At 56.6% G+C, this 12,842-nt stretch carries 14 protein-coding genes; 6 read left to right on the forward strand and 8 right to left on the reverse strand.

The features are described 5' to 3' along the window. The first annotated feature begins 191 nt into the window (after positions 1-191). Both B3B59_RS14250 and B3B59_RS14255 read left to right on the forward strand, forming a co-directional pair. Positions 192-524, forward strand: coding sequence for an RcnB family protein (locus B3B59_RS14250; protein ID WP_040074836.1), 333 nt, complete (start codon positions 192-194; stop codon positions 522-524). After that, positions 475-957, forward strand: coding sequence for a GNAT family N-acetyltransferase (locus B3B59_RS14255; protein ID WP_286809377.1), 483 nt, complete (start codon positions 475-477; stop codon positions 955-957). The genes B3B59_RS14250 and B3B59_RS14255 overlap by 50 nt, the downstream gene beginning before the upstream one ends. A 15-nt stretch (positions 958-972) precedes the next feature. Here the strand turns inward: B3B59_RS14255 and apbC are convergent, their stop codons facing one another. Further along, positions 973-2,082, reverse strand: a complete 1,110-nt coding sequence (apbC, locus tag B3B59_RS14260; protein WP_040074834.1) for an iron-sulfur cluster carrier protein ApbC — start codon at positions 2,080-2,082, stop codon at positions 973-975. Between the two features lie 166 nt (positions 2,083-2,248). On the opposite strand from apbC, the gene metG reads away from it, so the two are divergent. Beyond that, positions 2,249-4,282: a methionine--tRNA ligase gene (metG, locus tag B3B59_RS14265; RefSeq protein WP_286809379.1), complete on the forward strand. Its 2,034-nt coding sequence runs from the start codon at positions 2,249-2,251 to the stop codon at positions 4,280-4,282. Positions 4,283-4,427: 145 nt separating this feature from the next. Beyond that, positions 4,428-4,883 (forward strand): DUF1307 domain-containing protein, encoded by a 456-nt coding sequence (locus B3B59_RS14270; protein WP_286809380.1) that lies wholly within the window; start codon positions 4,428-4,430, stop codon positions 4,881-4,883. Between the two features lie 44 nt (positions 4,884-4,927). Here the strand turns inward: B3B59_RS14270 and B3B59_RS14275 are convergent, their stop codons facing one another. Genes B3B59_RS14275 through B3B59_RS14285 form a run of 3 tightly spaced genes read right to left on the reverse strand, consistent with a single transcriptional unit; the run spans position 4,928 to position 7,844 of the window. Next, entirely contained in the window at positions 4,928-5,395 is a 468-nt protein-coding gene (locus tag B3B59_RS14275; protein ID WP_046884759.1) for a DUF1456 family protein, read from the reverse strand. Between the two features lie 47 nt (positions 5,396-5,442). Continuing rightward, positions 5,443-6,162 (reverse strand): two-component system response regulator BtsR, encoded by a 720-nt coding sequence (btsR, locus tag B3B59_RS14280; RefSeq protein ID WP_040074830.1) that lies wholly within the window; start codon positions 6,160-6,162, stop codon positions 5,443-5,445. Further along, positions 6,156-7,844: a sensor histidine kinase gene (locus tag B3B59_RS14285; RefSeq protein WP_040074829.1), complete on the reverse strand. Its 1,689-nt coding sequence runs from the start codon at positions 7,842-7,844 to the stop codon at positions 6,156-6,158. The genes btsR and B3B59_RS14285 overlap by 7 nt, the downstream gene beginning before the upstream one ends. A 219-nt stretch (positions 7,845-8,063) precedes the next feature. On the opposite strand from B3B59_RS14285, the gene mlrA reads away from it, so the two are divergent. Further along, positions 8,064-8,798: an HTH-type transcriptional regulator MlrA gene (gene mlrA / locus B3B59_RS14290; RefSeq protein ID WP_046884757.1), complete on the forward strand. Its 735-nt coding sequence runs from the start codon at positions 8,064-8,066 to the stop codon at positions 8,796-8,798. A 59-nt stretch (positions 8,799-8,857) separates the two neighbouring features. Beyond that, positions 8,858-8,971: a protein YohO gene (locus B3B59_RS14295; RefSeq protein ID WP_072039489.1), complete on the forward strand. Its 114-nt coding sequence runs from the start codon at positions 8,858-8,860 to the stop codon at positions 8,969-8,971. On the opposite strand, the gene B3B59_RS14300 is transcribed toward B3B59_RS14295, so the two are convergent. From B3B59_RS14300 to osmF, 4 genes are read right to left on the reverse strand one after another with little or no spacing between them, the layout of a single operon-like run. After that, complete coding sequence (locus B3B59_RS14300) at positions 8,946-9,683, reverse strand: ABC transporter permease (RefSeq protein ID WP_040074827.1); 738 nt, start codon at positions 9,681-9,683, stop codon at positions 8,946-8,948. The genes B3B59_RS14295 and B3B59_RS14300 overlap by 26 nt on opposite strands. Next, positions 9,667-10,617 carry an ABC transporter ATP-binding protein gene (locus tag B3B59_RS14305; protein ID WP_207292088.1) on the reverse strand — a complete coding sequence of 317 codons (951 nt, stop codon included), beginning with the start codon at positions 10,615-10,617 and terminating at the stop codon, positions 9,667-9,669. The genes B3B59_RS14300 and B3B59_RS14305 overlap by 17 nt, the downstream gene beginning before the upstream one ends. Continuing rightward, positions 10,610-11,767, reverse strand: a complete 1,158-nt coding sequence (locus B3B59_RS14310; RefSeq protein WP_040074825.1) for an ABC transporter permease — start codon at positions 11,765-11,767, stop codon at positions 10,610-10,612. Before B3B59_RS14310 ends, B3B59_RS14305 begins: the two co-directional genes overlap by 8 nt. A 22-nt stretch (positions 11,768-11,789) precedes the next feature. Beyond that, positions 11,790-12,707 carry a glycine betaine ABC transporter substrate-binding protein OsmF gene (gene osmF, locus B3B59_RS14315; RefSeq protein ID WP_286809383.1) on the reverse strand — a complete coding sequence of 306 codons (918 nt, stop codon included), beginning with the start codon at positions 12,705-12,707 and terminating at the stop codon, positions 11,790-11,792. Positions 12,708-12,842: the final 135 nt, after the last annotated feature.

A 12,842-nucleotide genomic window follows, 5' to 3' on the forward strand; every position in this document is an offset into this window, starting at 1 on the left:
GCAATACAAATAATTATTACTATTCTTAATCTAATTCATGCGACCGATAATTAGCGACAGCGCCTGACGGCCAAAAGTACGGTTTTGTTACATTTTTTCTCGACGCGCCAGCAAGCGAAACTTGAGATAGACTGTCGGTTGAGTAATAACTGATGTCGCGTCACAGCAAAGCATTAAGAACTGGAGAAAAAATGAACAAAGGTAAAGTACTGCTTCTGGGCACATTACTGTCTCTGGCGAGCACAGCATTTATTGCGCCTCTGGCCGTTGCGGCCCCTGGTGGCATCCAGGCCTATGAGGAGCAGGAGTTTATTGCCGATTTCACCAAATACAAAATTGGCGATTTTGCCCCCGCACAATACCAGACCCCGGAATACACCATTAAACAGTACAATCTGCGTAACTTGCCTGCGCCCGATGCCGGCACGCACTGGACTTACATGGGTGAGAACTACGTACTGATTGGCGATACCGATGGCAAAATCTACAAAGCCTACAACGGTGACATCTTCTACCATCGTTAAGCCCGTGAAAATTCGTCCCTGGCAGGAGGGTGACCGCCCTTTCCTGCGCACGCTCTACCTCCACGCCCGTCGCGCTGCCTGGCCATGGCTTGATGACAGCGCCTGGCGTCTTGAGGATTTCGATGCCGCCACGCTTAATGAGCAGATTTGGGTGGCTTTAGACGCGGGTCACCGGGTAGGTTTTGCCTCAGTGGCGGTCAATGACAATTTCCTGCACTGCCTGTTTGTCGATCCCCATTATCAGGGTCAGGGGGCAGGTAAGGCCTTGCTCGAACATGTTCAGCAAACGTTTACCAGCACCGGTGCATTGAAATGTCTGGTGAAGAACAGTCGTGCCGTGGAATTTTACCAGCGCCAGGGGTGGCATATTGAAGCGACGGGAGAGTCGCCGGACGGCGAGTATTATCTGATGCACTACAGGCTGCCCGGTTAGGGCAGCCTGTTGATTTTAGACCGCGCGGAACGCGATTTCGCTTGGGATAACGTCACCCTGCCAGTAGAGCTGCGCCGCAACGCGCCCCGCCAGCTGGCGATACATATCCGCAAACTCGCTAGCCGGACGGCTCACGACCGTTGGCTTGCCGCTGTCGAGATCCTCACGCAGCGTGATGTGTAACGGCATCTGTCCCAGCAGTTGAGTGTGATACTGTTCAGCCAGTTTTTCTGCGCCACCGGTCCCGAAGATAGGCTCATGATGCCCGCAGTTGCTGCAGATGTGCATGCTCATGTTCTCAACGATACCCAGCACCGGCACTTCCACTTTCTCGAACATCACGATGCCTTTTTTAGCATCGATAAGCGCGATGTCCTGCGGTGTGGTCACCACAACCGCCCCGGTGACCGGGATGTTCTGCGCCAGAGTCAACTGAATGTCCCCGGTACCCGGCGGCATATCCAGGACCAGGTAATCCAGATCCGGCCACATGGTCTCTTGTAACATCTGCATCAGAGCTTTACTGGCCATCGGACCGCGCCACACCATGGCGTTGTCGTCGGTTACCAGGTAACCGATAGAGTTTGTTGCCAGCCCGTGCGCCATGATCGGCGCCATATGGGTGCCATCCGGCGACGTTGGACGCTGGTTTTCTGCTCCCAGCATGTTCGGGATCGATGGGCCATAAATGTCCGCATCCAGGATGCCCACTTTTGCCCCTTCTGCGGCCAGCGCCAGCGCCAGGTTTACCGCGGTAGAGGATTTCCCCACCCCGCCCTTGCCGGAACTAACCGCAATGATATTTTTCACGCCGTTCACGCCCGGATGGTTTTTCACGCGCTTGAGGGTGGCGATGCTGTGCGACAACTTCCAGTCAATCGCTTTTGCGCCAGTAATGCGCAGCAGCTCAGAGCTGGTCTGCTCTTTCAGCGTTTCGAAAGCGCTGCGCCAGATAAACGGCATTTGCAGCTCAATGTGCAGTGTCTCATCCAGCCACGCTACATGGTGCAGCGCTTTCAGCGTGGTGAGATTGTGTTTCAGGGTTGGATGCTGAAAATTTGCCAGCGTCCCGGCGACCATTGCTCGTAAGGCTTCCGGTGATTTGGCCTGGGATTGAGAACTCATCCCGACTCCTTTGTTGTAGTTCTGAAATAGCATGCGTAGAGCCTAAGTTTACCCTACAGGCCACAATTATTCATTTATGGATTGATGCCCTTATTTCTTGGCGTAGTTATTCCCTTTCGGGTAACATCAAACCCCCTTTTCACAGTTAAAAGAAGTAATGCTTACTATGACTCAAGTCGCGAAAAAAATTCTGGTAACGTGCGCACTGCCGTACGCCAACGGCTCCATCCACCTCGGCCACATGCTGGAGCATATCCAGGCTGATGTCTGGGTCCGTTACCAGCGAATGCGCGGCCACGAAGTCAACTTCATCTGTGCAGACGATGCCCACGGCACGCCAATTATGCTGAAAGCGCAGCAGCTTGGCGTCAGCCCGGAGCAGATGATCGGGGAGATGAGTCAGGAACACCAGACCGACTTCGCCGGTTTCGATATCAGCTATGACAACTACCACTCGACGCACAGCGACGAGAACCGCGAGCTGTCAGAACTTATCTATACCCGTCTGAAAGAGAACGGTTTTATTAAAAACCGCACCATTTCTCAGCTCTACGATCCGGAAAAAGGCATGTTCCTGCCAGACCGTTTCGTGAAAGGCACCTGCCCGAAATGCAAATCGCCGGATCAGTATGGTGATAACTGCGAAGTGTGCGGCGCGACCTACAGCCCGACCGAGCTTATCGAGCCGAAATCCGTAGTGTCTGGCGCAACGCCTGTCATGCGCGACTCTGAGCACTTCTTCTTTGACCTGCCGTCCTTTAGCGAAATGCTGCAGGCGTGGACCCGCAGCGGCGCGCTGCAGGAGCAAGTGGCGAACAAGATGCAGGAGTGGTTCGAGTCTGGTCTGCAGCAGTGGGATATCTCCCGCGATGCGCCGTACTTTGGCTTTGAGATCCCGAACGCGCCGGGCAAATATTTCTACGTCTGGCTGGATGCGCCAATTGGCTACATGGGCTCCTTCAAGAACCTGTGCGACAAGCGCGGCGACACCACCAGCTTTGAGGAATACTGGAAGAAAGATTCCACCGCCGAGCTCTACCACTTTATCGGCAAAGATATCGTTTACTTCCACAGCCTGTTCTGGCCAGCGATGCTGGAAGGCAGCAACTTCCGCAAGCCAACCAACCTGTTCGTGCACGGCTATGTGACGGTGAACGGCGCGAAGATGTCTAAATCCCGCGGCACCTTTATTAAAGCCAGCACCTGGCTGAACCACTTCGACGCGGACAGCCTGCGCTACTACTACACCGCGAAGCTCTCTTCTCGCATCGACGATATCGACCTGAACCTCGAAGATTTCGTCCAGCGCGTTAACGCGGACATCGTTAACAAGGTGGTGAACCTGGCCTCCCGTAACGCGGGCTTCATTGCTAAGCGTTTCGACGGCGTGCTCTCTGCCGAACTGGCCGATCCTGCGATGTACAAAACCTTCACCGACGCCGCCGCTGCGATTGGCGAGGCCTGGGAAAGCCGTGAATTCGGTAAAGCCATTCGCGAAATCATGGCGCTGGCTGACGTGGCGAACCGCTACGTTGACGAGCAGGCACCGTGGGTTGTCGCTAAACAGGAAGGCCGCGATGCGGACCTGCAGGCTATCTGCACCATGGGCCTGAATATGTTCCGCGTGCTGATGACCTGGCTGAAGCCGGTTCTGCCGCAGCTCTCTGCGCGTGCTGAAGCATTCCTGAACACCGAGCTGACCTGGGATGCCATCCAGCAGCCGCTGCTCGGCCACAAGGTGAACACCTTCAAGGCGCTCTATAACCGCATCGAAATGAAGCAGGTTGAAGCCCTGGTCGACGCCTCTAAAGAAGAGGTGAAGGCTGCCGCTGCGCCGGTAACCGGCCCGCTGGCAGACGATCCGATTCAGGAGACCATCACCTTTGATGATTTCGCCAAAGTCGACCTGCGCGTCGCGCTGATTGAAAACGCGGAATTCGTCGACGGCTCCGACAAGCTGCTGCGTCTGACGCTGGATCTGGGCGGCGAGAAACGTAACGTCTTCTCCGGCATCCGCTCTGCCTATCCAGACCCGCAGGTGCTGATTGGTCGCCTGACGGTGATGGTGGCTAACCTTGCGCCACGCAAAATGCGCTTCGGCATCTCTGAAGGTATGGTGATGGCCGCAGGTCCTGGCGGGAAAGATATCTTCCTGTTAAGCCCTGACGACGGCGCGAAGCCGGGTCAGCAGGTGAAATAACCCCCTCCCCTTAAAGCGCTGCAGTGGCAGCGCTTTTTTTATAAATTCCGAAATCAAATCCCTTCACCACATTCCCGCTTTGGATATCACGATGACCTGTTAGCATCGTCGCGAAAAAGTATCTGCTTTAACAAAAGGGAATTTGATGACAGTAAACCGCCTCACCACCGCGCTGGCCGTGGTCTTGCTCGCCGCCACGGCTGTGGGCTGCGATAGCACAAGCGAAAACAGCCGCACCTTTACCAACGGTGCAAAAGAGAGTGAGATCACCTTCACTTATTACTATGAAGGGGACACCATCACTCGCCAGGATACCCGGAGTAAAATCACCTACCGATCGATGGGTGCCGCGGATGAAGCGCAGGCGCGCCAGTCCATTGAGACCATGGTGACCCATTATGCCGGGGTGAAAGGCGCCAAATACAGTGCAGAGTATCAGCCCGACGCCGTACTGCTACGCGTCTCGGTAAACTTTAGCGAGGTCAGCGACCGCGATCTGTGCAGATTACAGGGTAAAGAGGCCGACTGTGAAAAACCGAGCCTTTCAATGGCTGAATCGGCAGAACATCGGCTTGCGCAGGGATTTGTCGAGGTGAAATGAGTACGCGCCCCCGCAGAACGTAGCTGCCGGGGCGGTCACTGGCGTCAGGCTTTGGCGTGCACCCGGTTGGTCAGGCCGCGCAGGAAGTAACGCAAAAACTGATCGCCGCACTCACGGTAGTTCTTGTGGTCCGGCGCGCGCATCATGGCCGTGATTTCCGGCATAGAGACGCGAAACTTCTGCTCGGTCATGATCGCCAGAATATCGTCTGTTTTCAGGGAGAAGGCGATGCGCAGCTTCTTTAGCACCGTGTTATTGTTAACACGACGCTCAAGCGCCAGCTCAGGCGCGGATTCATCTTTGCCACGCTTATCGTAGATCAGCCCGTTCAGGAAGCCAGACAGAATAATGTCCGGACAACGGACAAAACCCTCTTCGTCCTCTTTGGTCATCCAGGTGTCGAAACCGGCAGAGGTGGACTCCATCTCGGAGAGCGCAAGAATGCGCACCATATCGTTATTGTTCGCTTTCAGGGTGTAGCGCAGGCTACGAAGAATGTCATTACTAAGCATGAGTGCCTTTAACTGTCGATGATGCAATGGCGCGCAGTGTAGCAGTTTTACAGCCCAATCGCCTCTTTCAAACTCTTCAGATAGCGGCGGCTCACCGGCACCGTCTGCCCGGATTTTAAGACCAGCTCCGCCTGACCGTTCTCCTCCAGCCGGATCTCTTCCAGGTGGGCCATGTTAACCAGGTATTGTCGATGGCAGCGCAACAGCGGCGTGCGGCTCTCCAGGGTTCGTAGCGTCAGCTCGGTAAAACCCTCTTTGCCTTCATGGCTGGTCACGAATACCCCGCTCATTCGACTGCTGACAAAGGCCACGTCATCCATCTGCAGCAGATAAATACGGCTATGGCCCGAACAGGGAATGAACTTCAGGGGCTGCTGATTTTCCGCCAGCAGCGAAACATCCTGCACGCTACGCTCTTGCCGTAAGCGGTTAAGGGTCTTTTCCAGCCGCTTCTCTTCGATGGGCTTCAGCAGATAATCAAACGCATGTTCTTCAAAGGCTTTTACCGCGTACTCATCGTAGGCGGTCAGAAAAACGATATAGGGCCGGTGCGCCGGATCGAGCATTCCCACCATCTCCAGCCCGCTGATGCGTGGCATCTGAATGTCCAGAAACAGCACATCCGGACGCAGCGTATGGACGGCCCCGATAGCTTCGATGGCGTTGGCGCACTCCCCCACCACCTCGATATCACGCTGTTCCTGCAGGAGCACCCGCAGGTTTTCCCTCGCCAGAGGTTCATCATCAACTATCAGCACGTTCAGCATGTGCGTTCCTCCAGGGGCAGACGTAAGGTAATACGGGTAAAGCAATCCGGTTCACAGGCCACGGTAATGCCGCAGCTATCGCCGAAATGGGCACGCAATCGTTTATCGACCAGCCCCATGCCCAGTCCGGTGGATCCGGGTTTTGCGGTATACAAGCCGGCGTTATCTTCAATATCAAGCACCAGATGGTGATTAAACTGGCTGGCGGTAATGGAGATCTCACCGGTGCCCAACAGCTGGGAAGTGCCATGCTTGATGGCATTCTCGACCAGCGGCTGCAAGGTAAAAGCAGGCAGCTGTTGCCATGAGAGCTTCTCCGGCACGTTCAGCGTCACCTGTAAACGCGCCTGGAAGCGCGCCTTTTCAATTTGCAGATAGGCATTCACATGCTCTATTTCATCTGCCAGGGTGACAATCTCTGACGGCCGCTTCAGGTTCTTACGGAAGAAGGTCGATAAAAATTGCACCAGCTGCGTGGCCTGATCGCTATCACGGCGGATCACCGCCTTAAGCGTATTCAGGGCATTGAATAGAAAGTGCGGATTCACCTGAGCATGCAGCAGCTTAATCTCCGACTGCGTCAGTAACGCTTTTTGTCGCTCATACTGTCCGGCCAGAATTTGCGCCGAGAGCAGCTGGGCAATCCCCTCCCCCAGCGTGCGGTTGATGGAGCTAAAGAGTCGGTTTTTGGCTTCATAGAGCTTGATGGTGCCCATGACCCGCTGGTTCTCTCCCCGCAGCGGGATCACCAGCGTTGACCCTAGCTTGCACTGGGGATGCAGCGAACAGCGGTACGGCACTTCGTTACCGTCTGCGTAGACTACCTCACCGGTCTCGATGGCGCGAAGCGTATAGCTGGACGAAATCGGTCTGCCCGGCTGGTGATGGTCGTCTCCGATACCGGTAAAGGCCAGCAACTTCTCACGATCGGTGATGGCTACCGCGCTGATGTCCAGCTCCTGATGCAGAACCAGCGCCACTTTCATGCTGTTCTCTTCGTTGAATCCCTGGCGCAAAATCCCCTCTGTCGAGGCCGCGACTTTCAGGGCGGTGGCGGAAAATGCCGAGGTATACTTTTCAAACATGGCCCGCTTATCGAGCAAGATACGCATAAACAGCGCGGCACCGACGGTGTTCGTGACCATCATCGGTGCCGCGATGCTGCTCACCAGATGCAGAGCGCTGTCATAGGGGCGGGCAATTAGCAGGATGATCAACATTTGCACCAGTTCGGCCACAAAGGTGATGGCGCCCGCAGTCAAGGGGCTGAAAACTTTGTCCGGACGGCCACGCTTAATCATGTAGCTGTGCACCAGCCCACCCAGCAGCCCCTCAACGATGGTGGAGATCATGCAGCTTAGCGCCGTCATGCCGCCCATGGAGTAGCGGTGCAGCCCACCGGTCAACCCCACCAACCCACCTACAACCGGGCCGCCCAGCAGCCCGCCCATGACCGCGCCAATGGCGCGCGTATTGGCAATGGAGTCTTCAATATGCAGGCCGAACCAGGTGCCGAGAATACAGAAAATAGAGAATACGACGTAGCAGAGGAGTTTATGCGGCAGACGCACGGTGACCTGCATCAGGGGGATAAAGAGGCGCGTTTTGCTCATCAGCCAGGCAATGACCAGGAACACGCACATCTGCTGAAGCAGCAACAACACCAGATTGAATTCGTACATACTTGAAAACCGCAAACCCTAAAAGCGCGTAACATACACCCATAAGCGTTAACTTTCTTTGTAGCAATACTTAATAAACCTCGTTTCGTGGCTGACATCACACCTTTTGCTGAACATATTCTGATCTTCGTATTGTTTGTGCAAAAAAAGGACAATTCTTCCTGGTTCGCGAAACTCGGTCTACAGTTAAGCTGGGAATGCGCAAGCCAGGGGGCTCAGATGGCGCTTTACACGATAGGGGAAGTGGCACTTCTTTGTGACATCAATCCCGTTACGTTACGGGCCTGGCAGCGTCGCTACGGATTACTGAAACCGCAGCGAACCGACGGCGGGCATCGGCTGTTTAACGATGCGGATATCGATCGGATCCGCGAAATTAAAGGCTGGATTGATAACGGCGTGCAGGTCAGCAAGGTGAAAACCCTGCTGAGCGAGCAGAATAATACTGAACAGGACATCTGGCGCGAACAGCAGGAAGTGTTGCTACGCTATTTGCAGTCTGGCCATCTCAACCGCCTGCGTCTCTGGCTTAAGGAACGGGGCAGTGACTATCCCGCTCAGACGTTAATTGCCCACCTTTTCATCCCCCTTCGCCGACGTCTGCAATCCCAACAACCAACCCTTCAGGCGTTACTGAGTGCCCTGGATGGCGTGCTGATTAATTACATCTGCATCTGTCTGGCGACGGCGCGTAAGAAAAACAGCAAAGACGCGCTCGTCATTGGCTGGAACGTGCATGATACGACCCGTCTGTGGCTGGAAGCCTGGATCGCCGCCCAGCAGGGGTGGCGCGTCGATGTGCTGGCTCATTCGCTCGGCCAGTTGCGCCCGGAGCTGTTCGACGGCCAGACGCTGCTGGTGTGGTGCGGTGAGTCCCCCACCGAAGCACAGCAGCAGCAACTAACCCAGTGGCAAGAGCACGGATATCCGGTCTTCTCCCTTAATGGCAATTAATGGTTCATTAACAGCCGTGCTTCGCCGTATAATCGCTCTGTTAACAAAAGGAGCACAAGATGAAAGCAACCAAAGTGGCGGTAATCACCCTGTTCGCACTGATGGCCGTAAGCGGTATTGGCGGTGTGATGCTGGCTGGCTATTCCTTTATTGTTCGCGGCGGTGTCGGCTGATCCAGCCTGCCAGCCGTTCAAAGGCGCGGTCTACCACAATGGCCGCCAGCGCCACCAGAGTCGCCCCCTGAATGATATAAGCCGTATTGAATCCGCTTAAGCCGATAATAATCGGCGTTCCCAGTGTGTTCGCCCCCACCGTCGACGCGATAGCCGCCGTACCAATATTGATGATCACCGAGGTGCGGATACCGGCCAGCATCACCGGCGCCGCCAGCGGCAGCTCAATACTGCGCAGTCGCTGCCAGCCGCTCATCCCCATCCCTTCCGCTACGCTGATGGCCGAGGCGGGCACTGCCGCGAGCCCTGCCAGCGTCGCCTGTAAAATCGGCAACACGCCGTAGAGAATCAGGGCGATAATCGCCGGCTGTTGCCCAAATCCCATCACGGGCACCGCAATGGCCAGTACCGCCACCGGCGGGAACGTCTGCCCGATAGCAGCCAGCGTTTCAATTAATGGGCGAAACTCCGCCCCTGCCGGGCGCGTCACCGCAATGCCTGCCCCCACGCCAATCGCCACCGCAATCAGGCTCGATATCCCCACCAGCCAGAAGTGCGCCAGCGTCAGGCTCAGAAAGCTCTCTTGCTGATAAACCGGACGAGGTAGTTCAGGAAACAGAGCGCTGAAAAGGGGCGCACTGTGGGGCATGAGCAGCAGCAGCGCCACGAAGAGCAGCACCAGCCACAGCAGCGGGTCACGCATCCACTTCATGCGCGGCCTCCCCGTTCAGCAGATCGCGAAAATGCAGCGTGCCGCAAGGCTGACCCTGGGCGTTGACGACCGGCAACCGCTCGCAGCGGCCAGTGACAAACGCCGACAGGGCATCGCGCAGGCTCATGCTGTCGTGTAAGGGCTCACCCGCCTCAGGGGTCATCTCCCGACGCATCGACTCACCCACCGTTCGCAGGGAGAGCAACCGCACCCCCAGCTCGCTGTGGCCAAAGAACTCACGTACAAAGGGGGTGGCGGGCTGTGTTAACAGCTCCAGCGGCGAGCCTTGCTGCACGACTCTGCCGTTATCCATCAGCACCAGTCTGTCCGCCAGCCTCAAGGCCTCGTCAATATCGTGGGTCACCAGAACAATGGTGCGCCCCAGAATGCGGTGAATACGGGTCATCTCCAGCTGTAATGCGCTGCGTGTGACCGGATCCAGCGCCCCGAAGGGTTCATCCATTAATAGCACTTCTGGGTTAGCAGCCAGCGCCCGGGCAACCCCTACGCGCTGCTGCTGCCCGCCAGAAAGCTGATGCGGATAGCGTTCCCGCAGGGAGGGATCCAGACCCAGCAGCGCCATCAGCTCATCGACGCGGTCGTCGATCTGTTGTTTCGACCACTTTTGCAACTGCGGCACGGTGGCAATATTGCGCGCGACCGTCCAGTGGGGGAACAGCCCGATGGATTGAATGGCGTACCCCATACGCCGACGCAGCTCCAGCACCGGCAGGCTGCGGATCTCTTGCCCGGCGAAGCAGATGCGGCCGCTGTCATGTTCCACCAGCCGATTGATCATTTTCAGGGTGGTGGACTTCCCCGATCCGGAGGTGCCAATCAGCACTGAAAACGCCCCCTCCTCACAGGTGAGGTTCAGGTCGCTGACCGCCGGCTGACCGGCGAATACTTTATTTACATCCTGGAATTCAATCATCGCGACTCCCTTTCAGTAGCGCTATCCACAGGGCGAAGAGAGCGTCAATGACGACTGCCAGCGCAATGACCGGCACCACACCCAACAGCACAAGGTCGAGGGCACTACTCAGCAGCCCCTGGAACACCAGTGCACCAAACCCGCCGGCTCCAATCAGCGCGGCAATCACCGCCATCCCGACCGTCTGTACCGCTACCACCCGTAATGCGCGTAGCAGCACCGGTAGCGCAAGGGGAAGCTGGATCTGCCAGAAGCGCTGACGGGCGTTCATGCCCATCGCATCAGCACTTTCCAGTACGTCGGCAGGCACATGGCTTAACCCCGCCACCATCCCGCGCGCCAGCGGCAGCAAGGCGTAGAGCACCAGGGCAATCAGCGCCGGGGTTAGCCCTGTCCCGGCGATACCCAGCGTCGAGAGCCACGGAAAGGCTTTGGTCAGCCCGGCCAGCGGCGCGATCAGCAGGCCAAACAGGGCCACGGAAGGGATAGTCTGGATAACATTCAACACCGCAAACACCGGCCCCTGGCGGGTGGGATGGCGATAACACCACATCCCCAGCGGCACGCCAATGACCAGCGCCGGGGCGAGAGTGCCCAGCAATAGCGTTAGATGCTGCGCCAGCGCGTTATCAAACACCTCCTGCCGATTGGCGTACTCCTTTAGCAACGATAAGCTATTCAGCTCACCGCTAAAGAGCAGGGCTAACGGCAGGATCCAGATTTGCGCATGCAGCAGCCAGCGCCAGACGGGCTGAGTCGAGAGACGACGAATAGCATCGCTGCAGGCCAGCAAGCACAAGGCCAGCCAGAGCCACAGGCCGCTACCAACCGACGTACGAGCCAGCGGGCTCTCTGCCGTTACCAGGTGCGTGGCCGCCTGCCCTGCGCTCCAGAAAAGCACAATAAACAGCAGCTCGCATACCAGTAGCGTCAGCATCAGCGCCAGTCGGCCACGCGCCAGCGATAGCCCCGCCAGCAGGCAGAGCGGCGCCAGAAGCAGCCAGGGGGAAAAAGACCAGATTTGCCAGAGCGCACGCCCCTCTCCGGAAACCAGCCGGTTTGGGGCGAAATTGACGAAAGGCAGCGCGGCTGCCGCCACAGCCAGAATGGCCAGCAGCAACAGCACGCGGTTATGACAGGTTATCGGCACAGCAAAGTCCTGTTGCGGTGGGCTATTTCACCAGCCCTTTCGACTTAAGATAATCTGCCGCCACTTTTTTGGCATCCAGCCCCTCTACCGCAATGCTGGCATTCAGCTGCTGTAAGGTTTTCTCATCCAGGCTTTCAAAGACGGGCTTCAGCCATTCGCCGAGCTGCGGATAGGCCTTCAGCACCGCTTCCCGCACCACGGGTGCAGGCGCATAAATAGGCTGAACCCCCTTCGGATCGGTAAGGGTCTGTAGACCCAGCGCCGCGACCGGGCCGTCGGTGCCGTAGGCCATAGCCGCGTTCACCCCGGAAGTTTGCTGCGCCGCCGCTTTAATGGTCACAGCCGTATCGCCACCGGCCAGCGACAATAGCTGGCTCTGGTCGAGCTTGAAGCCGTAAGTTTTTTCAAACGCGGGTAACGCATCCGCACGTTCGATAAATTCTGCCGACGCGGCCAGTTTGAATTCGCCTTTCTCTTTCAGATAGCGGCTAAGATCCTCAAGCGTCGTCAGTTTGCCCTTTTCCGCCACGTCTTTACGCACCGCGATGGTCCAGGTGTTATTGGCCGGGGCCGGGGTTAACCACATCAGCTTGTTCTGTTCGGCGTCGAGTTTTTTAACTTTTTCGTAGCCCTGGCTGGCATTCTTCCATGCGGCATCGTTTTCATCTTTGAAGAAAAACGCCCCGTTGCCGGTATATTCCGGGTAGATATCCAGCTCGCCGGACGTGATGGCACCGCGCACCACCGGGGTGGTGCCAAGCTGAACTTTATTGACTGTTTTTACGCCGTGACTTTCGAGCACCTGCAAAATGATATTGCCGAGCAGCGCCCCCTCAGTATCAATTTTAGAGCCCACTTTCACAGGCTCCGCGGCCTGTAGCGGTAAACTCAACGCCGCCAAAAGTGCCGCTGAGCCTAAAATCCCCTTCGAAATCGTCATACCTCATTCCTCATTTTTTTATCGCCCTTTTCAGAGGCTTGAGTGAAAAGCGTAGTTTAAAATGGCGAAATTAACCGCCAAATTACGTTATTTGCATCGCGTGAGAGACATCCCCCGCATGGCAGGGGATGTCTG

This window comes from Leclercia sp. UBA2479, assembly GCF_002341985.1.
In the GTDB taxonomy this organism is placed as follows: domain Bacteria; phylum Pseudomonadota; class Gammaproteobacteria; order Enterobacterales; family Enterobacteriaceae; genus Enterobacter; species Enterobacter pneumoniae.

Excerpts from the sequence above, each read along its gene's own strand:
- B3B59_RS14250 (WP_040074836.1), top strand. The coding sequence starts at position 192 with ATGAACAAAGGTAAAGTACTGCTTCTGGGCACATTACTGTCTCTGGCG.
- B3B59_RS14255 (WP_286809377.1), top strand. The coding sequence starts at position 475 with ATGGCAAAATCTACAAAGCCTACAACGGTGACATCTTCTACCATCGTT.
- apbC (WP_040074834.1), bottom strand. The coding sequence starts at position 2,082 with ATGAGTTCTCAATCCCAGGCCAAATCACCGGAAGCCTTACGAGCAATG.
- metG (WP_286809379.1), top strand. The coding sequence starts at position 2,249 with ATGACTCAAGTCGCGAAAAAAATTCTGGTAACGTGCGCACTGCCGTAC.
- B3B59_RS14270 (WP_286809380.1), top strand. The coding sequence starts at position 4,428 with ATGACAGTAAACCGCCTCACCACCGCGCTGGCCGTGGTCTTGCTCGCC.
- B3B59_RS14275 (WP_046884759.1), bottom strand. The coding sequence starts at position 5,395 with ATGCTTAGTAATGACATTCTTCGTAGCCTGCGCTACACCCTGAAAGCG.
- btsR (WP_040074830.1), bottom strand. The coding sequence starts at position 6,162 with ATGCTGAACGTGCTGATAGTTGATGATGAACCTCTGGCGAGGGAAAAC.
- B3B59_RS14285 (WP_040074829.1), bottom strand. The coding sequence starts at position 7,844 with ATGTACGAATTCAATCTGGTGTTGTTGCTGCTTCAGCAGATGTGCGTG.
- mlrA (WP_046884757.1), top strand. The coding sequence starts at position 8,064 with ATGGCGCTTTACACGATAGGGGAAGTGGCACTTCTTTGTGACATCAAT.
- B3B59_RS14295 (WP_072039489.1), top strand. The coding sequence starts at position 8,858 with ATGAAAGCAACCAAAGTGGCGGTAATCACCCTGTTCGCACTGATGGCC.
- B3B59_RS14300 (WP_040074827.1), bottom strand. The coding sequence starts at position 9,683 with ATGAAGTGGATGCGTGACCCGCTGCTGTGGCTGGTGCTGCTCTTCGTG.
- B3B59_RS14305 (WP_207292088.1), bottom strand. The coding sequence starts at position 10,617 with ATGATTGAATTCCAGGATGTAAATAAAGTATTCGCCGGTCAGCCGGCG.
- osmF (WP_286809383.1), bottom strand. The coding sequence starts at position 12,707 with ATGACGATTTCGAAGGGGATTTTAGGCTCAGCGGCACTTTTGGCGGCG.